Consider the following 24519-nt stretch of genomic DNA (forward strand, 5'->3'; position numbering starts at 1 on the left):
CGGAGGGTAATTAACGACCTTACAGCTGGAGATAAAACAGTTAAATGACGACTACCACCAGGCCTCGATCTGTACACCAAAGTTCCACGTATTATTGGCAGTTTGATCTTCGAACGGTTTACCGTTTTCAGAGTCATTCAGATACGAAGCGAAAATGCGCAGTTCCGGGCGGGACATAAAGTCAGGGCCATCGGCCAGGCCCAGCGCGATGGTATATTTCTCACCGGCCTGCTTATAATCAGTATTGTTCTTGTAGCTATCTTTTTGGTAAAAGCCACCCACTTCGCCAATCAGGCGCACGTATTCGGTGAACTGATACTGCCCGCGAGCCACCAGCGACAGCATGCGCGTTTTATCCGTGTAATCGGTGATGTTGTCCGCGGAGCCCCAGGTGAGAACGTGGTTAATGGAGAACTTTTCGGTAATCGGAATTAAACCGGTATTAATCACGCGGTATCCGGTGGCGTCATTGACGTAGTTCCACATGTCGTACCAGCCGCCGCCCTGGGAAACCATGTTCTGCGCCAGCCCTTTGTTGGCGTACTGCAGCACCGTTTTGTTGTAACCACCCAGCATATCCTGGCTGATTTCACCGGTTAGCATGACGCCGTTTTCAGCATCGTATAGACCACCGTAGGAGTCCTGCTTTTTAGTGGTATTCGGCATCGCGTAGTCGATACCAAATTCGGTCCACGAACCGGCCCACGGCTTCCAGCCTGCGTAGCGCAGGTCGAGGTAGTTAATGTTGACGTTGCTATCGCCATCGACGCGGTAGTCGACGTCATTGGCATCTCCGCGGATCCAGGCAAATGAAACGGCCCCCGGGCCAAGCGTATAGTTTTCGATCCCGGCACCGGATCCGGAAATGTTCCAGTATTTGGTATCAATGATGTGGAGATCGTGGCGCTGGTAGTAGCGTTTACCGCCCCAAATGACCGCGTTCGGATCGCCGGGGACCAGCCCTTTGATTTGCAGGTTGAGCTGGCGCAGGCCGAATTGGGCATCATCATCGAGCGTGGTTTCGTTATCGTTAGAACCGTCAGAGACCATGCTGACCATGCTATCAAGATAGAAGCTAACGTCATTCTTCTTATAGACCTCTGATCCCAGCTCCAGCTCGCCGTAGGTATCGGACTCATTACCCAGACGGCCAATTTTGTTTTTTTGCCATTCGGCCTGACTACCGTCGCCGGAGACCCCAACCCCGGCGCGCATATAGCCATGAAAATCGATACCCGGAAGCGTGGCGGAAGCAGCAAACACGGATGGTGAAATCAGCGCAGCGGCCAACGCAGCGGAGAGTGTGCGCAGCGTAGTGTTCATGTCTATCCTCTTATTGTTTTGTATTACGTTCACATAACCGATGTCATAAAATGCTTAAACCCGAATTCAGGCAATTAAATGATCGCTATAGTGTGATTAACTGCAAATAAATTGGCAGGTTTTGTTACGACTAGTGAGTCCATTCACAATTTGTTGTATTGTGAGCGTAATACTTTTTGTGATGATTGTGGTTCGGGGGACGCGGCGATGAGCGTTTTTTCACATTGCCCCTGTTACAATCCAGGGATAACAACATAAGGAACCGGACTATGAAGTCTAAAAGCGCGACCTTAGAAGACGTTGCTCGCCATGCGGGCGTCTCCTATCAGACCGTGTCCAGGGTACTCAATAAATCTGCTAATGTATCCAAAGCCACACGCAGCAAGGTGGAGAAATCCATCGAGGAGCTGCGCTATGTCCCAAACCGCCTGGCGCAGCAGCTGGTAGGAAAGCAAAGCCGCACCGTGGGCCTGGTCACCATCTCCCTCGCATTGCACGCGCCTTCTCAGGTGGCTGCTGCGGTAAAACGCTATGCGAATGTAGAAGGCTATCAGGTGCTCATCTCTATGATTGATGAGAGCGTCAACCAAAGTATTCAAGATTCCATTAATGAACTTAAGTCTCAGCTGGTAGATAAGGTCATCATCAACGTGCCGCTGGAGACTGAACTGGCTCAAAAAATTGCCGCTGATAACGATGATATCGTCTGTCTTTTTTTAGATGTTGACCCCTACAGCTCCGTGTTTAACGTTTCGTTTAACCCGGCTGACGGCACCCGGGCCAGCGTCAAATATCTCTATGAAATGGGGCATCGGGAGATCGCGCTGCTAGCCGGCCCGGAAAGCTCGGTATCGGCCAAACTGCGTCTGAAAAGCTGGATTGAGACCCTTGAGGGATATGGCCTGCAGCCGGTCACGGTGATTCGCGGTAACTGGGATGCGCAGAGCGGCTATGCCGGCGCGCTGCAAATGCTGCGGGAGACGCCAAACTTTACCGCCGTTCTGGTGGGTAACGATCAGATGGCGCTGGGCGTACTGAGCGCGTTTCACCAACATCAGGTGCCGATTCCGGGGGAAAAATCGGTTATTGGTTATGATGACACCTATGAGAGTTCGTTCTTTTACCCGGCGCTCACCACCGTTTCGCTGGATCTTGATTTACAAGGAAAAGAGGCCGTCCGGCGCCTTCTCGATAGCGGCGATCACGAGACATCTCATACTTCTTCTATCCTTCCGGCTCGTCTGGTCGTGCGCCACTCTACCGGGCCAAAAACGGAGCCGGGTAAAAACCTGCAGTCTATTGCCGAACAGCTCAGAGCGCTGGCGCATCAGCTTAATCCTTAATCCGCAACGGGCGGCCTGCGCCGCCCTTTAGCCCCTTCCATTCTCAGGGTTGATCTTTGTATTCACCCGGCGTACCATAATGTTATGTTATAACGTAATGATTGAGGTCGCTATGAAACCCAATATTCATCCGCATTATCGTACGGTGGTTTTTCACGATACCAGCGCCAATGAATACTTCAAAGTCGGATCAACGATCCGTACCGAGCGCGAAATTGAGCTGGAAGGCGAGACGTATCCCTACGTAACGCTCGATGTCTCCTCCAAATCGCATCCGTATTACACCGGCAAACAGAAGGCCTTCAACAATGAAGGCAGCACCGCGCGTTTCCGCCAGCGCTTCGGCGGTTTTATTGATGCGAAAAGGAGTAAATAATGCAGGTGCTCAACTCATTGCGTAGCGCGAAACAGCGCCACCCGGATTGCCAGATCGTCAAGCGTAAAGGGCGGCTGTACGTTATCTGCAAAAGTAATCCTCGCTTTAAGGCCGTCCAGGGGCGCAAGAAGAGACGTTAACGGAAGCTCTCCAGCGTTCGTAACTGCCGGCCGTCGGCGCTAAAGTTGTCGGCGGCCAGCCACTGCTGCATTGCCTTGTCAATATGCGGCCACTCGGAATCGATAATCGAAAACCAGTCGGTATCGCGGTTGTGGCCCTTTATCACCAGCGCCTGACGAAAACGCCCCTCATACTGAAATCCCAGCCGCAGCGCCGCCCGGCGTGAAGGCTCGTTCAAACTGTTGCATTTCCACTCGTAGCGACGATAGCCGAGCGTTGCAAAAATATAATGCATCAGCAGCCATTGGGCCTCGGTGGCCATCGCCGTCCGGCTTAGTAAAGGCGAGAAGTGAACGTGGCCGACTTCAACAACGCCATTTTTAGCATCGATTCTCATCAGCGCCAGTGAGCCGACGGGCTGGTCTGTCCGTTGATCTATCACGGCAAAGTGAATGGGATCGGCCTGCCCGGAAACGTGCTCTATCCACGCGCGGTATTCCTCTACGCTGTTATCCGGCTCACGCAGCAGCCACGTCCAGCTTCGGGTGTCCGGGGCCAGCCGATGGGCGTCAAACAGCGCACCGGCGTGCGTGGAGCGCAATGGCTCAAGGCGGCAAAGGCGGCCCTGCAGATTCAACCTTTCAGGATGCGGACGGGGCAGCCAGTCGGGCAGGGCTGCGCCAACGGGTTGATCGAATTGATTAAGATGGCTCATGAGGTTTTCCTTTGGCAGGTGAATGCTGCGAGATTAGGCGCTTGTTGGTTCCATAAAAAGAACCACAGGAGTATGTTTTTAGGGTGCCACGAGGAGCGATGATGAATATTCCGGATGATGCTTTTTTTGCTTTACTGGAGCAGGCCCTGCGCGGCAGGGGAGGTGGAACCCTGCAGCGTACGCTCTATCAGACACTACGCGAGGCGATTTTGCAGGGGGCGCTGGCAGGTGATAGCCGTTTACCCGGCTCGCGCGCCATGGCCCAGCGTCTGGGACTGTCGCGCAACACCGTCAACGGCGCGCTGGAGCAGCTGGCGATAGAGGGGTATTTATTACGTAGCCGCCAGGGGACGTCCGTCGCGCCTTTAGGAACTCAGGGAGAGGGGGACGTTGAGGCGCGCCATATTGTGCTCCCTGAATACTTACAGGGATTACCAGCGGCAATCCATCGTGATTCACCCACGCTGCTCTTTACGCCGGGAATGCCTGCGGTTAACTACTTTCCGCTTTCCATCTGGCGCCGGCTCCTGGATCGCGTACTGCGTGAAGAGGGAAGCGCATTATTGGGCTACGGCGATGCGCAGGGAGAGCTCGTACTGCGAAAAGCCATTGCCCGCCACCTTGCGCTCTCGCGGGGGATCCGCTGTGAAGCCAGCCAGATTGTGATTACGGAAGGTGCGCTGGAAGGCGTCGATTTATGCACGCATTTGCTGAGCGTCGCTGGCGATACGGTATGGGTAGAAGAACCCGGCTATCCGGGAGCAAAAAGCATCTTTCTCAAATCCGGACTTCATATAGAGGGCGTGCCGGTTGATCATGAAGGGATGCGTTTTGATAGTCATAATGATAGTGAAGTGCCGCGATTGATCTTTACTTCACCTTCCCATCAATACCCCTGCGGGGCAGTGATGAGCGCCGGGAGGCGACTGGCGCTACTGGAGTATGCCCGCCGGCATGATTCATGGATTATTGAAGATGATTACGACAGCGAGTTTCGCTACAGCGGTGAGCCCATTCCGGCCATGCTGGGGATGGCCAGGCAGGCGCCGGTGGTTTATCTGGGGACATTCAGCAAAACGCTATTTCCGTCGCTGCGCATTGGCTTTATGGTGATGCCTCCCGCGCTGGCGGAGGCCGCACGTGGCGCCATTGGTTCGCTATTACGCGGCGGCCATCGGGCCGAACAGAGGGCGCTGGCGTTGTTCATTGAAGAGGGGCACTACGCACGTCATTTAGCCGCCATGCGCCGTTTATACCGTAAACGTCAGCAGCAGCTGCGGGAGATTCTGGCTCAAGAGCTCAGGCATCCTTATGAACTGTTTGGCGGCGAGGGGGGCCTGCACCTGACCGTTGCTATCGACAACGTGGATGACCTGGCGATTGTGCAGCAGGCCCGGCGGTTTCAGCTGGCACCCGGGGCGTTAAGCCGTTTTTACCTGGATGTAAACACGGCGCGAAGCGGCTTTGTTCTGGGCTACGGTAATACGTCCGCCTCGCATTTTATGGCTGCGGTACGGACGCTGAGCCGTCTTATTGCGCTGGACCGACGCGGGTAAGAGAAAACACATCGTAAAAGGAGAGTTCGCCTTTGGTGGCGATCATTTTTTGTAGCTGAGCCTTTTGTTCGCTGCCGACGCGTGGCGATTGCAGAATGTGTTCAAGCAGCTGCTCAGGGACAAATCGGGTGTTGTACCACTCACCGTTGTAGCACACGCGGAAATCAAGAACGTCAATATCTTCATAACGATAGCGCGGGTAGACGTCGAAGAAGAAGAAACCGTTTAGCAGAACAAATAACACAATTAACAGCCAGACAGAATCTACCAGCGTTTCGGAACGTAGCATCACAATAAGCGTGGCCAGGAAAGCCGCGTACATGGCGACAAAAAGCCATGGATGGTTGCGAATAAAGCTAATGCTAAAGCGCGGACGGTTGTCGCGCTTCTCTTTCACATTAAGCTCATCAATGGTGCTCTTCAGCAGCAGCTGTATTTCTGTCATCTTATTCCCCAAATTCTGCCATGAGCCCGTATCCAGGCGTGACAAACCGGGCTCAGCCTGAAGGCTATTTTATGTTGCGTAAATCCATGGGGAAAGTAACAGATTGGTTGCAGAAAAGCATAACAGTTACCGTTTTTCGCTCTCCAGCATTTTGATTATCCGTGCCGGGTTTCCGCCGACGACGGCGTTTGCCGGCACATTTTTTACTACGACGGCCCCCGACGCCACCACGGCATTATCGCCGATAGTGACGCCTGGATTAATCACTGCCCGGCCGCCAATCCACACATTGTGGCCAATGGTGACGGGTTTTCCGTACTCTTGACCACTATTGCGGTCGACAGGGTCAAGGGGATGCGTAGCGGTATAAATATGCACGCCCGGCGCCAGCATGCAGTTATCGCCAATATGAATTGGACAGACGTCAAGCATGACGCAATCAAAGTTAGCGTAGAAATTTTTGCCGAGGAAGATATTGTAGCCATAGTCACAGCGAAATGTGGGTTCGATATACGCGTCACTCGCGTGCCCAAGCAGTTCAGAAAGTAATGCGTTTCTTAATTCACGTTCTTCAGGCGCCGAATGATTGTAGCGGTGCAGCAGCTGTCTGGCCCGCAGACGATCGGCTTTCAACGTGGCGTCACCTGCCAGATACAGTTCGCCGGCAATCATTTTTTGTTTCTCTTCGCTCATGGAGGCTTTCCTTATTTCCTTATCGTTAGGCCGCCATAGTATAAAAAAGAAACCGGTTTCATATTCGCATTGAGCCAACATCTGTGAGCACTGTCACACTTATTATCATCACGAGAGAGGGGCGTTTTCGGCACGAGATGTATGACTTTCATTTGAAATAAACTAGCGGATAAATTTCCAGACTGAAGGGGGGATCTTGTCATACAGTTTATTCATCGTCAGCTCTGCAAGACGATGATCGGCCGCAGAGTAAAATACCGCCAGTTCATTATCGGAAAGTTCATATTTATTTTTTTCAATTACGCGCTCCAGCGTATCAATTGTCTGACAGCGTCGTAAACGCATCAAATAGTCTATTTTGGTTAATGTTTTATCAGACATAAATTCACCTTTTGATTGTAATAATACTAACAAGAAAGACTGGCCGGGTTTTCCCGACTGGCGTTGACAAAGCAGCGGAATAACCGATTGCCAGATTTACGCCATTTCTGCAGATCTGCGCTGTTAATGCCGTAGTTGCTGAACAAGACGAAAGTGTCATCCAGATATTCGTCAATCTGGGTAATCAGCTTATTATCCTCTGCGTACTTAATTTTATAATTAAGTGCAAACGCGGCAATGTGCTCGATCAATTCATTAAGTTGAAGATTGACAGCCGAGGTTGGATCATTAACCCAGCCGTGGTTGCTCTCTTCCAGGTTTGCAAGACAGTCATGATACAGGGTTTCGCAGAGAAATTTAAGCTGCGCAATATCATGTCTTTTTGGCGAGTATTCGTCCATAACGCATCCCCTTTTGAGTGGTTTAAACGACGATTATCGACACCGTTGTGGGATGAACACGACTAACAGACCTGACACATACATTGTAATCTTGCTGTTTAACTATAATCCACTCTTAAAAAGATTTCATCGTGCTATTACGAAAAATTACAATTATCAGCGTCCTTTTATCTTCAATGACTCGGACTTTATTATATCGTGCCGTTACCCCGATCGGAAAAAACGAATACTGACCTTATATTTCATCAGGTTAGCCGACGCGTTTAGCCGTTATAGAGAGACAACCATACACAAAATCAGTGATTAAGAATATTCTGAGTTAGGGGCGCAGGAAAGAAAATTGTGGAAAAAAAATGGAGATAAGCACCGCGACTCATCATTAAATATTATATCTCAGCTTATAAATTAGACAATAACAATCCGTGCGTTTTAACGAGGAACAAAAGAAAAGGGCCGCAAATGCGGCCCTGAGAGGAGAGAGATTAATGATGCTCAACCGGATGGCTGTGCTCAATATCCTCATTTTTCTTACTAAAGCGGCGGCGAACCACCACGAAGAACACCGGCACGAAGAAAATCGCCAGCACCGTCGCGGTCACCATCCCACCCATTACGCCAGTACCGACGGCGTTCTGCGCGCCGGAGCCTGCGCCGGAGCTGATAACCAGCGGCATGACCCCAAGGATGAACGCCAGCGAGGTCATCAGAATCGGACGCAGACGCATACGAACGGCTTCCAGCGTGGCTTCGATCAGGCCTTTGCCCTCTTTATCCATCAGGTCCTTGGCGAATTCAACGATAAGTATCGCGTTCTTCGCCGACAGGCCGATGGTGGTCAGCAGACCAACCTGGAAGTAGACGTCGTTGGTTAATCCACGGAAGGTAGCCGCCAGCAGCGCACCCACAACCCCCAGCGGAACAACCAGCATGACCGAGAACGGAATCGACCAGCTCTCATACAGCGCCGCCAGGCACAGGAAGACGACAATCAGCGAGATAGCGTACAGCGCTGGTGCCTGGTTGCCTGACAACCGTTCCTGATAAGACATACCGGTCCAGTCATAGCCAATACCCGCAGGCAGTTTACCCGCCAGCTCTTCCATCAGGTTCATCGCTTCACCGGTACTCTTGCCCGGTGTCGCCTGGCCGAGGATTTCCATTGATGGCAGACCGTTGTAACGCTCCAGACGCGGCGAGCCGTATTCCCAGCGTGAAGTCGAGAAGGCGGAGAAGGGCACCATCTGTCCATCGCTGCCGCGTACGTACCAGTTGCCGATATCTTCCGGCAGCATACGGTATTTCGCTTCAGACATGATATACACTTTCTTCACGCGACCGCGGTCAATGAAGTCGTTGACGTAGCTACCACCCCATGCCGCGCCAAGCGTCGTGTTAATGTCGCTGATAGACACGCCAAGAGCCTGCGCTTTTTCCTGATCGATATCCACTTTGAACTGCGGAGTATCTTCCAGTCCGTTTGGACGCACGCCGGTTAAGACGTCAGGATGCTGCGCGACCATACCAAAGAGCTGGTTACGTGCCTGGGTCAGTTTTTCATGGCCCAGTCCCGCCTGGTCGATAAGCTGGAAGTCAAAGCCCGTTGCGGTACCCAGTTCAACAATTGCCGGCAGGTTAAAGGCGAAGACCATTGCGTCTTTAATCTGCGAGAAATACCCCATTGCGCGACCGGTAATCGCCTCAACTTTGTTCTCTTCGCCCGGACGCTGGCTCCAGTCCTTCAGTGAAACGAACGCGATACCGGTATTTTGCCCACGACCCGCGAAACCAAAGCCGTTTACGGCGAATACCGATTCAACGTTGTTTTTCTCTTTGGTGAGATAGTAGTCGGTCATCTCATCCAGAACTTTCTGGGTACGCTCCTGAGTTGCGCCAGCAGGCAGCTGCGCCATGCTCAGGAAGACGCCCTGGTCTTCGTCCGGCAGGAACGAACTTGGCAGACGAACGAACAGCCAGGCCATGCCGACAACGATGATCAGGTACAGCACCAGATAACGACCGGTACTGCGCAGGATATTGCCTACGCTATCGGTGTAGTGATGCGTGCTCTTATCGAACATGCGGTTAAACCAACCGAAGAAGCCGGTGGTGGCGCCATGGCTGCCTTTCTGGATGGGTTTCAGCATCGTGGCGCAGAGCGCCGGGGTCAGAATCAGTGCCACCAGTACCGACAGCGCCATCGCGGAAACGATAGTGATCGAGAACTGACGGTAAATCGCACCGGTAGAACCGCCGAAGAAGGCCATCGGGATAAATACCGCGGAAAGCACCATCGCGATACCCACCAGCGCGCCCTGAATCTGGCCCATTGATTTACGCGTAGCTTCCTTCGGCGGTAGCCCTTCTTCGGCCATTACACGCTCGACGTTTTCTACCACAACGATGGCATCATCCACGAGCAGGCCTATGGCGAGCACCATACCAAACATGGTGAGGGTGTTTATCGAGAAGCCGAACAGCGCGAGGATAGCGAACGTCCCCAGCAGTACGACCGGCACGGCGATAGTCGGAATCAGCGTTGCGCGGAAGTTCTGCAGGAACAGGTACATCACCAGGAACACCAGAATGATGGCTTCAACCAGCGTTTTCACCACTTCGTGAATGGAGATCTGCACGAAGGGGGTGGTGTCATACGGGTAAACAATCTTCAGGCCTGACGGGAAGAAAGGTTCCATTTTCTTCAGTTCGGCACGAATGGCGTTGGCGGTATCCAGCGCGTTCGCGCCGGTCGCGAGCTTAATACCCAGACCGGACGCGGGCTGACCGTTAAACTTCGCAACGACGTCGTAGCTTTCGCCACCCAGCTCAATCTTCGCGACATCGCGCAGACGCACCTGGGAACCATCCTGGTTAACCTTCAGCAGAATGTTGCCGAACTCTTCAGTATTGGTCAGACGGGTCTGCGCCACGATGGAGGCGTTCAGCTGCTGACCTTTCACCGGTGGAGTACCGCCTAACTGTCCGGCTGCGACCTGGGCGTTCTGCGCTTTCAGGGCGCTGATCACGTCAACCGGCGTCAGCTGGAAGTTATTAAGCTTGTTCGGATCCATCCAGATACGCATCGCGTACTGGGAACCGAACAGCTGTACGTCACCGACGCCGCTGGTACGGCTAATCGAATCCTTCATGTTGGCGGCAACATAGTCAGAAATGTCATCCTGATTCATGGTGCCGTTGGTATTGATAACGCCGACAACCATCAGGAAGCTGCTGGATGCCTTTTCAACGCTAATACCCTGCTGCTGAACTTCTTGCGGCAGCAGCGGCGTTGCCAGCGCCAGCTTGTTCTGAACCTGTACCTGGGCGATATCCGGATCGGTACCGGATTCAAAGGTGAGGGTGATGGTTGCTGTACCGGTGGAGTCGCCATTAGAAGACATGTACATCAGGTGATCGATACCGTTCATGTTCTGTTCGATAACCTGGGTCACGGTGTTCTGCACGGTTTCAGCATCGGCACCGGGGTACATGGCTGTAATGGAAATTGCCGGCGGCGCAATCGTCGGATATTGCGCTATCGGCAACTTGAGGATCGATAACCCCCCAGCCAGCATGATGATAATGGCGATCACCCACGCAAATATGGGGCGATCGATAAAGAAATTAGGCATGTCTTAACGGCTCCTGTTTAAGTTAAGACTTGGGTTGTTCTGACTGAGCGTTGCCTGCGGCTTGCTGTTTATCGTCAGAAACGACTTCCTGCGCTTTAACCTGCACGCCAGGTCTGACTTTTTGCAGACCGGTGATGATGACGCGATCGCCCGTTTTCAGCCCTTCGGTGACCAGCCATTTATCACCAATAGCCTGAGTGGCGGTAATCTGGCGAACTTCGACTTTATCACCTTCGCCGACGACCATCGCGCTGGCATCGCCGCGCGGGGTACGGGTTACGCCCTGCTGAGGAACCAGCAGCGCATCCGGGTTGACGCCTTCTTCCAGACGCGCGCGGACGAACATCCCCGGCAGCAGAGTGTGATCCGGGTTCGGGAAAATGGCGCGCAGCGTGATAGAACCGGTGGTCTGATCAACGGTGACGTCAGAAAACTCCAGCGTACCGTTCTGCGGGTATTTCAGACCGTCGTTCGTCACCAGCTCAACCTTCGCTTTACCGTTTTCCTGCTGCAGCTTGCCGTTGGCCAGCTCTTGTTTCAGACGCAGGAAATCGTTGCTCGATTGCGTCACGTCAACATAGATAGGATCCAGCTGTTGCACGGTCGCCAGGGCGGTGGTTTGGCCGTTTTGCACCAGAGCACCCTCTGTGACCGCGGATTTACCAATGCGGCCTGAGATTGGCGAGGTGACTTTGGTGTAGGCCAGATTAATGCGCGCGGTTTCAACCGCTGCTTTGGCGGCAACCACGGCGGCGTTGCTCTGTTGCGCGGTTGCGACGGCAGTATCGTAATCCTGTTGACTGATGTACTTAGTGCCTAACAGTTTCTGATAACGTTTAACCGTCAGCTGATCCATATTTGCCGCGGCCTGCGCTTTGGCTAAATCGCCTTTCGCGCTTTCATAAGTGGCCTGATAGGTCGCCGGATCGATTTGATAAAGAGACACCCCTGCCTGGATATCGCTCCCTTCGGTGAAGTTACGTTTAAGAATAATGCCACTGACCTGAGGACGAACTTCCGCAACGCGATAGGCGCTGGTACGGCCTGGCAGTTCGGTTGTAATTTGTAGAGGAGCGGATTTGAGCGTCACAATACCGACTTCCGGCATTTGTTGGGCTCCTTGCTGAGCCGGTTTGTCGTCACATCCTGTTAGCGCTAAGCTGCCTGAGAGCATCAGAACGACCGCCAGAGGCGTTAACCCTCTGTTTTTGTTCATATGTAAACCTCGAGTGTCCAATTTCAAATTGTTCAGTGGCTCAATCGACCACAAACCCACTGCTGTGTTTCTATTATGGTCATGCTATGGTACATACATTCACAAATGTATGTAAACGTAACCTCTGTAAACTCATCGACCTATGGCACGAAAAACCAAACAACAGGCGCTTGAGACCCGGCAACATATTCTGGATGTTGCTCTGCGTCTGTTTTCGCAGCAAGGCGTATCATCCACCTCGCTGGCCGCAATTGCAAAAGAGGCCGGTGTGACGAGGGGCGCTATCTATTGGCATTTCAAAAATAAATCAGATTTATTTAATGAAATATGGGTGCTTTCAGAAGCCAACATCAACGATCTCGAAGTTGAGTATCGGGCAAAATTCCCCAACGATCCACTGTCAGTTGTCAGAGAGATCTTAGTGTATATCCTTGAAGCAACGGTGACAGAAAAACGCAGGCGCTTGATGATGGAAATCATTTTCCATAAATGCGAGTTCGTCGGAGAGATGGTCACGCTGCAAGAAGCGCAGCGAAGTTTATGCCTTGAGAGCTACGATCGTATCGAGCAGACATTAAACGAGTGCATTGCGGCGAAGATGCTGCCCGCCAATTTACTCACCCGGCGGGCGGCGATTTTAATGCGCAGCTATCTTTCTGGCCTGATGGAGAACTGGCTGCTGGCGCCCAACGCTTTCGATCTGCAGCATGAAGCGCGGGCATATGTCGAAACGCTGCTTGAAATGTATCAATTGTGCCCCTCTCTGCGCAGTTCTGAAGGCGCGGAAGCTTAAGTATCCTCGCGGACAAAAGGGGTATTTTTCCTGCTGTCCGCCGCTATTCGCGCGATAACAGAAGTGCTATTCTTCGCGCTGCGACGATCCCCGGTATTCTCCGGCTTTTGCAATCACTCATGTTAACACTATGCTGCATACTATCCGTTGGCGAAACGCCATATCCGCTTTTGTTCTTACCCTGATGTTTTTTATCGGCTGTATTAGCGTTAACACGGCGCTGGCGGCTGACTTACCTGAACGTTCCGAGGTGCAAAGCCAGCTCACGACGCTGAATAAGCAAAAAGAGCTGACTCCGCAGGACAAGCTGGTTCAGCAGGACCTGACCCAGACCCTGGAAACCCTCGATAAAATCGAACGCATTAAGTCGGAAACGACGCAGCTGCGTCAGCAGGTGGCTCAGGCGCCAGCGAAAATGAATCAGGCTATCGATAGCCTCAACGCGCTAAGCGATGTTCCCGATGATGAGGCGACGCGTAAAACGTTGAGCACGTTATCGCTACGTCAGCTGGAATCACGCGTCTCTCAGACGCTGGACGATTTGCAAAACGCGCAGAACGATCTGGCAACCTATAACAGCCAGTTAGTCTCCCTACAAACCCAGCCGGAACGTGTGCAGAATGCGATGTACTCCGCTTCGCAGCAGCTGCAGCAGATCCGTAACCGCCTGAATGGCACCTCGACGGGCGAGGAGACGCTGCGTCCTACCCAGCAGAGTTTGCTGCTGGCTCAGCAGGCTCTGCTGAATGCGCAGATAGACCAGCAGCGCAAAAGCCTGGAAGGTAACACGGTCCTGCAGGATACCCTGCAAAAGCAGCGTGATTACATCACCGCCTACAGCAACCGTCTTGAACACCAGCTTCAGTTATTGCAGGAAGCGGTGAATAGCAAGCGCCTGACGCTGACGGAAAAGACGGCTCAGGAAGCGGTTTCCCCGGACGAAACGGCGCGTATTCAGGCAAACCCGCTGGTGAAGCAGGAGCTGGAGATTAACCACCAGCTTAGCGAAAGACTGATTTCGGCGACGGAAAATGGTAATCAGCTGGTTCAGCGCAACATCAAAGTGAAGACCTGGCTCGATCGCGCTTTGCAATCCGAGCGTGACATAAAAGAGCAGATTTCCGTGCTGAAAGGTAGCCTGCTGCTGTCGCGTATCCTTTATCAGCAGCAGCAAACGCTGCCCTCTGCGGAGGAGCTGAGCGATATGACGAACCGCATCGCCGACCTGCGCCTCGAACAGTTTGAGGTTAACCAGCAGCGCGATGCGTTGTTCCAGAGCGATGCGTACGTCGCGAAGCTGGAGGAAGGGCACAGCAGCGATGTCAATGCCGAAGTGCATAGCGCGCTTCTTGAAATCGTTGATATGCGCCGGGAGCTGCTCGATCAGTTCAACAAACAGCTGGGTAACCAGCTGATGATGGCCATTAACCTGCAGATCAATCAGCAGCAGTTAATGAGCGTGTCGACCAACCTGAAAGCCATTCTGACGCAGCAGATTTTTTGGGTAAACAGTAACCGTCCGATGGACTGGGAGTGGGTTAAAGCCTTCCCGGAAGCGCTGAAAGGGCAGTTTAAGGCGATGAAAATCACCGTAAACTGGGAAAAAGCCTGGCCTGCGGTATTTATCGCTTTCCTTGCCGGCCTGCCGTTGCTGCTGATTGCCGGTCTGATTCGCTGGCGTCTTAACTGGCTGAAAGCGTATCAGGCGAAGCTGGCTTCACAGGTGGGGCAACTGCGCAATGACACTCAGCTTCATACGCCGAAAGCGATTCTTATCGATCTGATCCGCGCGCTGCCTGTGGTGCTGGTGATTCTGGCCATTGGCCTGATTCTGCTGACTATGCAGCTGAATATCAGCGATTTGCTGTGGGCCTATAGTAAGAAGCTGGCGCTGTTCTGGCTGGTGTTTGGCCTGTGCTGGAAGGTGCTGGAAAAAGACGGCGTGGCGGTGCGCCACTTTAATATGCCGTCGCAGTTGACCAGCCACTGGCGGCGGCAGATTGTCCGCGTCAGCCTTGCGCTGCTGCCGCTCAATTTCTGGTCGGTGATGTCGGAGCTGTCGCCGCTGCACCTGATGGATGACGTGCTCGGGCAGTTTGTTATTTTCCTCAACCTGCTGCTGATTGCGGTGCTTGTTCTGCCGATGTGCCGCGAGAGCTGGCGTGATAAAGAGTCCCACAGCCTGCGCCTTATCACCGTCACCGTGCTATCGATTGTGCCCATCGCCCTGATGGTGCTGACGGCAACCGGCTACTTCTACACGACGCTGCGTCTGGCCGGCCGCTGGATTGAAACCGTTTACCTGGTGATGCTGTGGAACCTGCTGTACCAGACCGTTCTGCGCGGCCTGAGCGTGGCCGCCCGGCGTATTGCCTGGCGCCGTGCGCTGGCGCGTCGTCAGCATCTGGTTAAAGAGGGCGCTGAAGGGGCCGAACCCCAGGAAGAGCCGACGATTGCCCTGGAGCAGGTTAACCAGCAAACGCTGCGTATTACGATGCTGGTGATGATTGCGCTGTTTGCCGTGCTGTTCTGGGCGATTTGGTCCGATCTGATCACCGTGTTCGCCTATCTCGACAGTATTACGCTGTGGCATTACAACGGTACGGAAGCCGGCGTCAGCGCCGTGAAAAGCGTCACCATGGGCAGCCTGCTGTTCGCGATTGTCGCGTCGATGGTCGCCTGGGCGTTAATCCGCAACCTGCCGGGCCTGCTGGAAGTGCTGGTGCTATCGAGACTCAATATGCGCCAGGGGGCGTCGTATGCAATTACGACCATCCTTAATTACGCCATTATTGTTATTGGCGCGATGACGGTATTTGGCTCATTGGGCGTTTCGTGGGACAAACTTCAGTGGCTGGCGGCCGCCCTGTCGGTTGGTTTAGGGTTTGGCTTACAGGAAATCTTCGGTAACTTTGTTTCCGGTCTGATTATTCTCTTTGAGCGCCCGGTGCGTATTGGCGATACGGTGACCATTGGTACCTTCTCCGGTACCGTTAGCAAAATCCGCATTCGCGCCACGACGATCACCGATTTTGACCGTAAAGAGGTCATTATCCCGAATAAGGCCTTCGTGACGGAACGCTTGATCAACTGGTCGCTCTCCGACACCGTCACCCGCGTGGTCATCCGCCTTGGCGTGGCCTATGGTTCCGACCTGGATAAGGTTAAAGAAGTGCTGCTCCAGGCCGCGCATGAGCATCCGAAAGTGATGCAAGAGCCCGCGCCCTCGGTCTTCTTTACCACCTTCGGCGCCAGCACGCTCGATCATGAACTGCGCCTGTACGTGCGTGAACTTCGCGATCGCAGCTATGCGGTGGATGAGCTTAACCGCGCTATCGATCGTTTGTGCCGCGAGAACAATATTGACATCGCCTTTAACCAGCTGGAGGTGCATCTGCGCAATGAGAAGGGCGATGAAGTGACAGAGGTGAAGCGGGATAAGGGCGACGATGCCTCCCCGGCGATAAGCTAAGCATAACGGGGCGGTGGGTATCCGCCCCGCAGATGTTAATGGCTGAGCGAGGAGAGTTCTTCCTGGCTCAGACCGGTCAGTTCCATCACCATCTTCGGCTCCAGCCCGCAGGCGAGCATTTTCAGGGCAATGCTGCGCGAGATTTCTCTACGGCCCTCTTGCAAACCTTCCTGCAAACCTTCCTGTCTGCCTTCTTTTCTACCTTTTTTACGGCCTTTCTCTTCCAGCCATTCGGCAATTGTCATCAGTAGCTCCTTGTGCCTGGGCGACTGCTTCGCCAGCTCGCGAAACAGGGGCCCGGGTTTTTCCGAGGTTCCCGCCTGCAGCATATAGCTGATGAGGATATTGATCTGGTTTTCCGTCAGATATCCTTGCGCCAGCAGCGTAATCAGCATCGGTTGCAGTTCGGCCAGATCGCGCTGGCGGATATGCTTTTGCAACAGTTCCAGCATCGCCATACGCTGGTGGCGGAGGATATGATTATCTGGCATAACGGTCAGGTTCACCAGCGGAAAATCTCCGCCGTACAGCGCGCCGGCAAGCTCAGGATAGTCAAAAAGCTGGAGCCAGTTGAGCGTATGTGGCCAGGGGCTGACGGTGCCGTGATAAAACAGAATCGGGACCACCAGCGGCAGCGTATTGTGGCCGGCATCCAGGTGGCGCTGCATGGCGGCCAGCGTATAGCGCATCAGGCGAAAAGCCATCAGCTTATCCGGCGAGCTTTGATGTTCAATCAGCGCGTAGATATATCCCGCGCCGTGCTGCGTTTGTAGGGAGTAGAGAATGTCGGAGTAGCTGGATCGCAGGTCTTCCTCGATAAAGCTGCCGGAAGCCAGCTGCAGCGTATTGAGATCGCAGATACTTAAAAACTGCGCGGGAAGATAAAGCTGTAAAAAATCGCGAGCGACCTCTTTCTGGGCCAGCATTTGACGAAAAATAGCATCGTGCGGCGTACGTGAGAATCTTTCCATGAGCATCTATCCGTTGTGGTAAGGGGCAGGCGACAACTCTGCCACCCCTAAAGATCCGCCAACAGGCTACTCCTGTGCGTTTTGCGAGGCCTCTTCCGCACTTTTTACTTTGTTTTCATAGTCTCGACGGATAATTTCCAGCGCAGCTAGCACGGTTTGCGCAGGAACTTTATTCTCCTCAAGCAGCATAATTAAATCGACGGCCAGCTTGACTTCGTCAGGGGCATTTTCCAGCGACATACTTCTTCCTCCCGTTAGCGCGTTAAGCGGGCCAGTCTGTTTTCAATTTTTTCCAGCGCGTCGCGACAGCGGGCCAGGCGCCCGGTATAGGCTTCAACTTCCTTTGCCAGCCGCTGCTGGTCATCAAGGCTAATGGCTTGCGCCAGTCGTCTCTGTCGGTCGTTGCGCATGGCCAGCAGGCGCCGTTCATACTCCTGATGCTGTAGACGTCGGCGCTGCCAGCGGCTAAGCGTTGGCGACGCGCTATCCCAGGCGCGTAATGACCAGGTCGCCGTTTCCCGGTTAATCGCGGCGATTTGAGCAACGAGACGTTCTGCCAGCCAGGCGACCTGCGCAAGCTGCTGGCGTTCGGCCGCCTGTTTTAACGCCGTTAAGCCGTCTCTGGCCTCATTGAGATAAGCCTGCATCTGCGTGCTGCGGGTACGGAACAGCTGACGATCGAAGCGCGGGCTGAGGGTCGCGTGATTGGCCATGGGCGCCACCTGAGCGGCCAGCTCCGCAAGCTGGTTTTCCAGTGAATGTAAAAGCCGGGCGGTTTTCAAATAACTCCTCCATCCCCTGATAAGCAACTGTGCTACATTAGCGTTATCTTCGTGATAACGATTCGCATTATGCCACGTATTATTTTGATCATCATTGGCTGGCTGGCGGTAGCGCTGGGAACGCTGGGCGTGTTTTTACCGCTACTGCCGACGACACCGTTTATCCTGCTTGCCGCCTGGTGCTTTGCGCGCTCGTCGCCGCGCTTTCACCACTGGCTTTTGTATCGCTCATGGTTTGGCGGCTACCTGCGTCACTGGCAGAAATACCGCGCCATGCCGCCGGGCGCAAAGCCGCGGGCGGTCGCGATGATTTTGCTGACCTTTGCCATTTCGCTGTGGCTGGTTAATCTTACCTGGGTGCGCATCTTGCTGCTGATCATTCTGACCTGTCTGCTGATATTTATGTGGCGCATTCCGGTGGTTGATGCAAAGCAACAAAAGCACTGATGCGCAATAATGATGGTTGCAATTGTCGCTGACAGCCAGTAAATTCTGGCGTTTTCGAGCGCGGGTAAGCCTGGTCAAAGGTTAAACAAAAGTTTCTTTGGCCCATTTGGCATGCCCGCGAGTAACACCGTTTTAATCAGGCATACACTTATGACCGCAACAGCACAGCAGCTTGAATATCTGAAGAACAGCATCCAAAGCATCCAGGACTATCCGAAACCTGGCATCCTTTTCCGTGATGTCACCAGCTTGCTGGAAGACCCGAAGGCCTACGCGCTCAGCATTGAGCTGCTGGCCGAGCGTTATAAAGACGCGGGGATTACAAAAGTGGTGGGCACCGAGGCGCGTGGCTTCTTATTTGGCGCACCGGTTGCGCTGGCGCTGGGCGTAGGCTTTGTTCCGGTACGCAAGCCGCGTAAGCTGCCGCGTGAAACTATCGCAGAAAGCTACGAGCTTGAGTACGGCACCGATCAGCTGGAAATCCATGTCGATGCGATCAAAGAAGGCGATAAAGTCCTGGTGGTTGACGATCTGCTGGCAACCGGCGGCACCATTGACGCCACCGTGAAGCTTATTCGTCGCCTGGGCGGTGAAGTGCACGATGCGGCCTTTATTATTAATCTGTTCGATCTGGGCGGCGAGCAGCGCCTGGAAAAACTGGGAATCAACTGCTATAGCCTGGTCCCTTTCCCGGGCCACTAAGCAAATCCCGCCACATAGCCTCGCTGATTGAGCGGGGCTGTGATAGCATGACCCCTCGTGATTTCACCTTCCAGCGTTTCAGAGCCAGCCCATGAGTTATCAGGTCTTAGCCCGTAAATGGCGCCCACAAACCTTTGCTGACGTCGTCGGCCAGGAACATGTGCTGACCGCACTGGCGAACGGCTTGTCGTTAGGGCGCATTCACCACGCATATCTTTTTTCCGGTACCCGCGGAGTCGGTAAAACCTCTATCGCGCGCCTGTTGGCAAAAGGATTAAACTGCGAAACCGGCATTACCGCCACGCCGTGCGGCGTCTGCGATAACTGCCGTGAAATAGAACAGGGGCGCTTTGTCGATCTGATTGAGATCGATGCCGCCTCGCGCACCAAAGTCGAAGATACCCGCGATCTGCTGGATAACGTCCAGTACGCGCCGGCCCGCGGTCGCTTCAAGGTCTATCTGATCGATGAAGTCCATATGCTTTCGCGCCACAGCTTCAACGCGTTGTTAAAAACGCTGGAGGAGCCGCCGGCGCACGTTAAATTTCTGCTGGCGACGACCGATCCGCAGAAGCTGCCGGTGACTATTCTTTCCCGCTGCCTGCAGTTCCATCTTAAGGCGCTGGACGTCGAACAGATTCGCCATCAGCTGGAGCATATTCTCGGCGCCGAGCAGATCGTTTTTGAACCGCGCGCGCTGCAGCTGCTGTCGCGCGCGGCGGACGGTAGCCTGCGCGATGCGTTAAGCCTGACCGATCAGGCCATTGCCAGCGGCGACGGTCGCCTGACGGCTGAATCCGTCAGCACCATGCTCGGCACCCTTGACGACGATCAGGCGCTTTCGCTGATTGAGGCGCTGGTGGCTGCCGACGGCGAGCGGGTCATGGCCGGCGTCAATGAGGCTGCCGCCCGCGGCGTGGAGTGGGAGGCCTTGCTGGTGGAAATGCAAAGCCTGCTGCACCGTATTGCGATGGTTCAGCTCTCGCCGTCGGCGCTGGGAACGGATATGGCCGCGATTGAGCTGCGCATGCGCGAGCTGGCGCGGACGGTGCCGCCAACCGATGTTCAGCTGTACTATCAAACGCTACTGATTGGCCGCAAAGAGCTCCCGTACGCCCCGGACAGACGAATGGGCGTCGAGATGACGCTTCTGCGTGCGCTGGCTTTCCATCCGCGTATGCCGCTGCCGGAACCGGAGGCGCCGCCGGTGCAGGCTATTCAGACCGCATCGGCCCAGCAGGCTGTCCCGGCATCCGCGCCGCCGTCGCCGCCGCCGAATTTGCCGCAGACCACCAGCCAGGTGCTGGCGGCCCGCAGCCAGCTGCAGCGAAGCCAGGGAGCGCCCACCCCAAAAAAGAGTGAACCGGCAGCCGCTTCCCGCGCGCGGCCGGTGAATAACGCTGCGCTGGAACGACTGAGTTCAATTACCGAACGCGTACAGGCGCGTCCGGCGGCGGCTGCGCTGGAGAAAGCGCCGGCGAAAAAGGAAGCCTATCGCTGGAAATCGACGACGGTTGTTGAAGCCGTAAAAGAAGAAGTGGCGACGCCGAAGGCGCTGAAAAAAGCGCTGGAGCATGAAAAAACGCCGGAACTGGCGGCAAAGCTGGCAGTCGAAGCGGTCGAGCGCGATAGCTGGGCGGCGGAAGTCAGCCGGCTTGCGGTACCCAAACTGGTGGAGCAGGTCGCCCTGAACGCCTGGAAAGAGCAGGAGGGCAATCGCGTCTGCCTGCATCTGCGTCCGAGCCAGCGTCACCTGAATTCGGCGGGCGCGCAGCAAAAGCTGGCGGAAGCGCTCGGTATTTTGTACGGTACGCCGGTTGAATTGACCATCGTGGAAGATGATAATCCCGCGATGCGCACGCCGCTTGAGTGGCGGCAGGCAATTTATGAAGAAAAGCTCGCGCAGGCGCGTGAAGCGATTATTGCGGATAATAACATTCAGACGCTGCGTCGATTCTTCGATGCGGACCTGGATGAAGAGAGTATTCGCCCCATTTGATTGCAAGTCTGACTTGCGGTCAGCATCCTTAACGATGACTTACTGAGAGAGAAGCCTATGTTTGGTGGAAAAGGCGGTCTGGGTAACCTGATGAAGCAGGCCCAGCAGATGCAAGAAAAAATGCAGCAGATGCAGGAAGAAGTGGCCCGGCTGGAAGTGACCGGTGAATCCGGCGCAGGCCTGGTAAAAGTCACCATCAACGGCGCGCACAACTGCCGTCGCGTTGAGATCGACCCGAGCCTGCTGGAAGACGACAAAGAGATGCTGGAAGATCTGGTGGCTGCCGCGTTTAACGACGCCGCCCGCCGCATCGAAGAGACGCAGAAAGAAAAAATGGCGTCCGTGTCCGCCGGTATGCAGCTGCCGCCAGGCTTTAAGATGCCGTTCTGATGCAGACCAGTCCGCTGTTAACGCAGCTTATGGAAGCACTGCGCTGCCTGCCGGGCGTCGGCCCGAAGTCGGCGCAGCGCATGGCGTTTACCCTGCTGCAGCGCGACCGCAGCGGCGGAATGCGCCTGGCGCAGGCGCTAACGCGCGCGATGTCGGAAATCGGCCACTGCGCCGATTGCCGTACCTTCACCGAGCAGGAGGTGTGCAATATTTGCAGCAACCCTCGGCGCAAGGAAAACGGCCAGATCTGCGTGGTAGAGAGCCCAGCGGATATCTACGCTATCGAGCAGACCGGGCAGTTTTCCGGTCGCTACTTTGTGCTGATGGGCCACCTGTCGCCGCTTGACGGTATCGGGCCGGATGACATTGGGCTCGATCGTCTGGAACAGCGTCTGCGTGACGAATCGATGCAGGAAGTGATCCTCGCGACCAACCCAACGGTAGAAGGGGAGGCGACGGCCAATTATATCGCCGAGCTCTGCGCGCAGTATGGCGTAGATGCGAGCCGTATCGCCCATGGCGTACCGGTCGGGGGCGAGCTGGAAATGGTTGACGGCACGACGCTATCCCACTCGCTCGCCGGGCGGCATAAGATTCGTTTTTAATCAAACGGAGGCGCTTTTCGGGGCCTCCGCTTGAAAACTTCTCCCTCTGTCCCCATCTCACCCTCAACGGTTTTTTTACCATTAACAATGGCATTGTTGAGGTTGATTTAGATGAAAGGACAAGAAACTCGTGGTTTTCAGTCAGAGGTCAAGCAGCTTCTGCACCTGATGATCCATTCTCTTTATTCCAATAAAGAAATTTTCCTGCGTGAGCTGATTTCCAACGCCTCCGATGCGGCCGACAAGCTGCGCTTCCGCGCGCTGTCCCAGCCGGATCTGTACGAAGGCGACGGGGAGCTGCGCGTGCGTGTTTCATTTGATAAAGACAACCGCACCCTGACCATCGCCGATAACGGCATTGGTATGAATCGCGATGAGGTCATCGACCATCTCGGCACCATCGCCAAGTCCGGCACCAAAGCGTTCCTTGAGTCCATGGGCTCTGACCAGGCGAAAGACAGCCAGCTGATTGGCCAGTTCGGCGTGGGCTTCTATTCGGCGTTTATTGTTGCCGATAAAGTTACCGTTCGTACCCGCGCAGCGGGCGACAGCGCCGAAAACGGCGTCTTCTGGGAATCCGCTGGCGAAGGCGAATACACCGTTGCCGACATTAACAAAGCCGATCGCGGTACCGAGATCACGCTGCACCTGCGCGAAGGCGAGGACGATTTCCTCAACGACTGGCGCGTGCGTTCGATCATCAGCAAATACTCCGATCACATCGCGCTGCCGGTGGAAATTGAAAAACGCGAAGACGTTGACGGCGAAACCGTCATTAGCTGGGAGAAAATTAACAAAGCCCAGGCGCTGTGGACGCGCAATAAGTCGGAAATCAAAGACGACGAGTATAACGAATTTTATAAGCACATTGCCCACGATTACAGCGATCCGCTGACCTGGAGCCACAACCGCGTTGAAGGTAAGCAGGAGTACACCAGCCTGCTGTATATCCCGTCGCAGGCGCCGTGGGATATGTGGAATCGCGATCATAAACACGGCCTGAAGCTGTACGTGCAGCGCGTCTTCATCATGGATGACGCCGAGCAGTTTATGCCGAACTACCTGCGTTTCGTCCGCGGCCTGGTCGACTCTAACGATCTGCCGCTGAACGTGTCGCGTGAAATCCTTCAGGACAGCAGCGTCACCCGCAATCTGCGTACCGCGCTGAGCAAGCGCGCTCTGCAGATGCTGGAAAAACTGGCGAAAGACGATGCGGAAAAATATCAGACCTTCTGGCAGCAGTTTGGCCTCGTGCTGAAAGAAGGCCCGGCGGAAGACCACGCTAACCAGCAGGCCATCGCCAAACTGCTGCGTTTCGCCAGCACCCATACCGACTCCGCCGCGCAGACCGTGTCGCTGGAAGAGTACGTCTCCCGCATGAAAGAAGGGCAGGAGAAGATTTACTACATTACCGCCGACAGCTACGCTGCCGCGAAAAGCAGCCCGCATCTGGAACTGCTGCGTAAGAAAGGCATTGAAGTGCTGCTGCTTTCCGATCGCATCGACGAGTGGATGATGAGCTATCTGACCGAGTTCGACGGTAAGCCGTTCCAGTCGGTGGCGAAAGCCGATGAATCGCTGGATAAGCTGACGGACGAAGTGGATGAAACCACTAAAGAAGCCGAGAAGGCGCTGGAGCCGTTCGTTGAGCGTGCCAAAACGCTGCTCGGCGACCGGGTGAAAGAGGTTCGTCTGACCCATCGTCTGACCGATACGCCGGCCATCGTCACCACCGACGCGGATGAAATGAGCACCCAGATGGCAAAACTGTTTGCCGCTGCGGGCCAGGCCGCGCCGGAAGTGAAGTACATCTTTGAACTGAACCCGCTGCATCCGCTGGTAAAACGCGCGGCGGATACCCAGGATGATGCGCAGTTCGGCGAGTGGGTTGAGCTGCTGCTCGATCAGGCGCTGCTGGCCGAGCGCGGTACGCTGGAAGATCCGAACCAGTTTATCCGCCGCATGAACCAGCTGCTGGCGTCGTAATCTTTACCCTCACTCTACCCCTCTCCCGCTGGGAGAGGGGCGGGGTGAGGGCATCAAACCGCACTCTACGTAAAATATCTCACCATTAACCGTTTCAGCCGCCCCGCCTTCCTTGAGCCATCCGCGTTCTGGTGGTATGGTTTAGCGTTTTTTGAAAAATTGAATCAACTTTTG

General features: G+C 54.6%; 24 protein-coding genes and 1 other annotated feature. Of the genes, 13 read left to right on the forward strand and 11 right to left on the reverse strand.

Annotated features, from left to right (window positions below):
* Positions 1–51: 51 nt before the first annotated feature.
* Positions 52–1323, reverse strand: coding sequence for a maltoporin (locus tag ABLU88_RS13525; RefSeq protein ID WP_348836716.1), 1272 nt, complete (start codon positions 1321–1323; stop codon positions 52–54).
* 269 nt (positions 1324–1592) lie between these two features.
* Here ABLU88_RS13525 and ABLU88_RS13530 point away from each other — a divergent pair, with 269 nt between their 5' ends.
* The 3 genes from ABLU88_RS13530 to ykgO all read left to right on the forward strand — a co-directional run bounded on the left by ABLU88_RS13530 (position 1593) and on the right by ykgO (position 3182).
* Entirely contained in the window at positions 1593–2666 is a 1074-nt protein-coding gene (locus tag ABLU88_RS13530; protein ID WP_048261451.1) for a LacI family DNA-binding transcriptional regulator, read from the forward strand.
* 112 nt (positions 2667–2778) lie between these two features.
* Entirely contained in the window at positions 2779–3042 is a 264-nt protein-coding gene (locus ABLU88_RS13535; protein WP_004848323.1) for a type B 50S ribosomal protein L31, read from the forward strand.
* The gene (gene ykgO, locus ABLU88_RS13540; protein WP_003859006.1) at positions 3042–3182 is read left to right on the forward strand and encodes a type B 50S ribosomal protein L36; all 141 of its coding nucleotides are present in this window, start codon (positions 3042–3044) and stop codon (positions 3180–3182) included. Before ABLU88_RS13535 ends, ykgO begins: the two co-directional genes overlap by 1 nt.
* Here the strand turns inward: ykgO and ABLU88_RS13545 are convergent.
* On the reverse strand, positions 3179–3877 hold the full coding sequence (locus ABLU88_RS13545) for a GNAT family protein (protein ID WP_348836719.1): 699 nt from the start codon (positions 3875–3877) through the stop codon (positions 3179–3181). The genes ykgO and ABLU88_RS13545 overlap by 4 nt on opposite strands.
* 101 nt (positions 3878–3978) lie before the next feature.
* Here ABLU88_RS13545 and ABLU88_RS13550 point away from each other — a divergent pair, with 101 nt between their 5' ends.
* A complete protein-coding gene (locus ABLU88_RS13550) occupies positions 3979–5433 on the forward strand; it encodes a PLP-dependent aminotransferase family protein (RefSeq protein WP_134899451.1) in 1455 nt (484 codons plus the stop codon).
* On the opposite strand, the gene ABLU88_RS13555 is transcribed toward ABLU88_RS13550, so the two are convergent.
* On the reverse strand, positions 5408–5878 hold the full coding sequence (locus ABLU88_RS13555; RefSeq protein ID WP_134899185.1) for a YlaC family protein: 471 nt from the start codon (positions 5876–5878) through the stop codon (positions 5408–5410). The two genes, ABLU88_RS13550 and ABLU88_RS13555, sit on opposite strands and share 26 nt — an antisense overlap.
* 20 nt (positions 5879–5898) lie before the next feature.
* Here ABLU88_RS13555 and ABLU88_RS13560 point away from each other — a divergent pair, with 20 nt between their 5' ends.
* The gene (locus ABLU88_RS13560) at positions 5899–6033 is read left to right on the forward strand and encodes a hypothetical protein (protein ID WP_223226764.1); all 135 of its coding nucleotides are present in this window, start codon (positions 5899–5901) and stop codon (positions 6031–6033) included.
* Here ABLU88_RS13560 and maa read toward each other — a convergent pair.
* The 5 genes from maa to acrA all read right to left on the reverse strand — a co-directional run bounded on the left by maa (position 6005) and on the right by acrA (position 12198).
* Positions 6005–6571 carry a maltose O-acetyltransferase gene (gene maa / locus ABLU88_RS13565; RefSeq protein WP_032748289.1) on the reverse strand — a complete coding sequence of 189 codons (567 nt, stop codon included), beginning with the start codon at positions 6569–6571 and terminating at the stop codon, positions 6005–6007. The two genes, ABLU88_RS13560 and maa, sit on opposite strands and share 29 nt — an antisense overlap.
* Positions 6572–6733: 162 nt before the next feature.
* Entirely contained in the window at positions 6734–6952 is a 219-nt protein-coding gene (locus tag ABLU88_RS13570) for an HHA domain-containing protein (RefSeq protein WP_004099646.1), read from the reverse strand.
* Positions 6953–6978: 26 nt separating this feature from the next.
* Positions 6979–7353 (reverse strand): Hha toxicity modulator TomB, encoded by a 375-nt coding sequence (tomB, locus tag ABLU88_RS13575; protein WP_004129911.1) that lies wholly within the window; start codon positions 7351–7353, stop codon positions 6979–6981.
* A 482-nt stretch (positions 7354–7835) separates the two neighbouring features.
* Positions 7836–10982: a multidrug efflux RND transporter permease subunit AcrB gene (gene acrB / locus ABLU88_RS13580; RefSeq protein WP_014228207.1), complete on the reverse strand. Its 3147-nt coding sequence runs from the start codon at positions 10980–10982 to the stop codon at positions 7836–7838.
* Between the two features lie 22 nt (positions 10983–11004).
* Positions 11005–12198: a multidrug efflux RND transporter periplasmic adaptor subunit AcrA gene (gene acrA / locus ABLU88_RS13585; protein WP_004136054.1), complete on the reverse strand. Its 1194-nt coding sequence runs from the start codon at positions 12196–12198 to the stop codon at positions 11005–11007.
* Between the two features lie 142 nt (positions 12199–12340).
* Here acrA and acrR point away from each other — a divergent pair, with 142 nt between their 5' ends.
* Together acrR and mscK are read left to right on the forward strand one after the other, a co-directional pair.
* A complete protein-coding gene (acrR, locus tag ABLU88_RS13590; protein ID WP_014228208.1) occupies positions 12341–12991 on the forward strand; it encodes a multidrug efflux transporter transcriptional repressor AcrR in 651 nt (216 codons plus the stop codon).
* A 130-nt stretch (positions 12992–13121) separates the two neighbouring features.
* A complete protein-coding gene (gene mscK / locus ABLU88_RS13595; protein ID WP_014228209.1) occupies positions 13122–16463 on the forward strand; it encodes a mechanosensitive channel MscK in 3342 nt (1113 codons plus the stop codon).
* A 35-nt stretch (positions 16464–16498) separates the two neighbouring features.
* On the opposite strand, the gene ABLU88_RS13600 is transcribed toward mscK, so the two are convergent.
* The 3 genes from ABLU88_RS13600 to priC form a co-directional block, all read right to left on the reverse strand.
* Positions 16499–17434: an Rpn family recombination-promoting nuclease/putative transposase gene (locus ABLU88_RS13600; protein WP_348836722.1), complete on the reverse strand. Its 936-nt coding sequence runs from the start codon at positions 17432–17434 to the stop codon at positions 16499–16501.
* Between the two features lie 66 nt (positions 17435–17500).
* The gene (gene rsmS / locus ABLU88_RS13605) at positions 17501–17674 is read right to left on the reverse strand and encodes a pleiotropic regulatory protein RsmS (RefSeq protein WP_014228211.1); all 174 of its coding nucleotides are present in this window, start codon (positions 17672–17674) and stop codon (positions 17501–17503) included.
* 14 nt (positions 17675–17688) lie between these two features.
* On the reverse strand, positions 17689–18216 hold the full coding sequence (gene priC / locus ABLU88_RS13610; RefSeq protein ID WP_025107143.1) for a primosomal replication protein N'': 528 nt from the start codon (positions 18214–18216) through the stop codon (positions 17689–17691).
* 69 nt (positions 18217–18285) lie between these two features.
* On the opposite strand from priC, the gene ABLU88_RS13615 reads away from it, so the two are divergent.
* The 6 genes from ABLU88_RS13615 (at position 18286) to htpG (ending at position 24345) form a co-directional block, all read left to right on the forward strand.
* On the forward strand, positions 18286–18663 hold the full coding sequence (locus ABLU88_RS13615; protein ID WP_004848353.1) for a DUF454 family protein: 378 nt from the start codon (positions 18286–18288) through the stop codon (positions 18661–18663).
* A gap of 150 nt (positions 18664–18813) precedes the next feature.
* Positions 18814–19365: an adenine phosphoribosyltransferase gene (gene apt / locus ABLU88_RS13620; RefSeq protein ID WP_004099669.1), complete on the forward strand. Its 552-nt coding sequence runs from the start codon at positions 18814–18816 to the stop codon at positions 19363–19365.
* Positions 19366–19456: 91 nt separating this feature from the next.
* Positions 19457–21364 (forward strand): DNA polymerase III subunit gamma/tau, encoded by a 1908-nt coding sequence (dnaX, locus tag ABLU88_RS13625; protein ID WP_148850932.1) that lies wholly within the window; start codon positions 19457–19459, stop codon positions 21362–21364.
* Positions 20697–20761, forward strand: a sequence feature (DnaX frameshifting element). Its footprint overlaps the gene before it by 65 nt.
* 57 nt (positions 21365–21421) lie before the next feature.
* The gene (locus ABLU88_RS13630) at positions 21422–21754 is read left to right on the forward strand and encodes a YbaB/EbfC family nucleoid-associated protein (RefSeq protein WP_004099673.1); all 333 of its coding nucleotides are present in this window, start codon (positions 21422–21424) and stop codon (positions 21752–21754) included.
* Positions 21754–22359, forward strand: a complete 606-nt coding sequence (gene recR / locus ABLU88_RS13635; RefSeq protein ID WP_004129946.1) for a recombination mediator RecR — start codon at positions 21754–21756, stop codon at positions 22357–22359. The genes ABLU88_RS13630 and recR overlap by 1 nt, the downstream gene beginning before the upstream one ends.
* A gap of 111 nt (positions 22360–22470) precedes the next feature.
* Positions 22471–24345: a molecular chaperone HtpG gene (htpG, locus tag ABLU88_RS13640; protein ID WP_348836724.1), complete on the forward strand. Its 1875-nt coding sequence runs from the start codon at positions 22471–22473 to the stop codon at positions 24343–24345.
* The last annotated feature ends 174 nt before the right edge of the window (positions 24346–24519 follow it).

Source organism: Klebsiella sp. GW_Kp182 (genome assembly GCF_040062275.1).
In the GTDB taxonomy this organism is placed as follows: Bacteria; Pseudomonadota; Gammaproteobacteria; order Enterobacterales; family Enterobacteriaceae; genus Klebsiella; species Klebsiella michiganensis.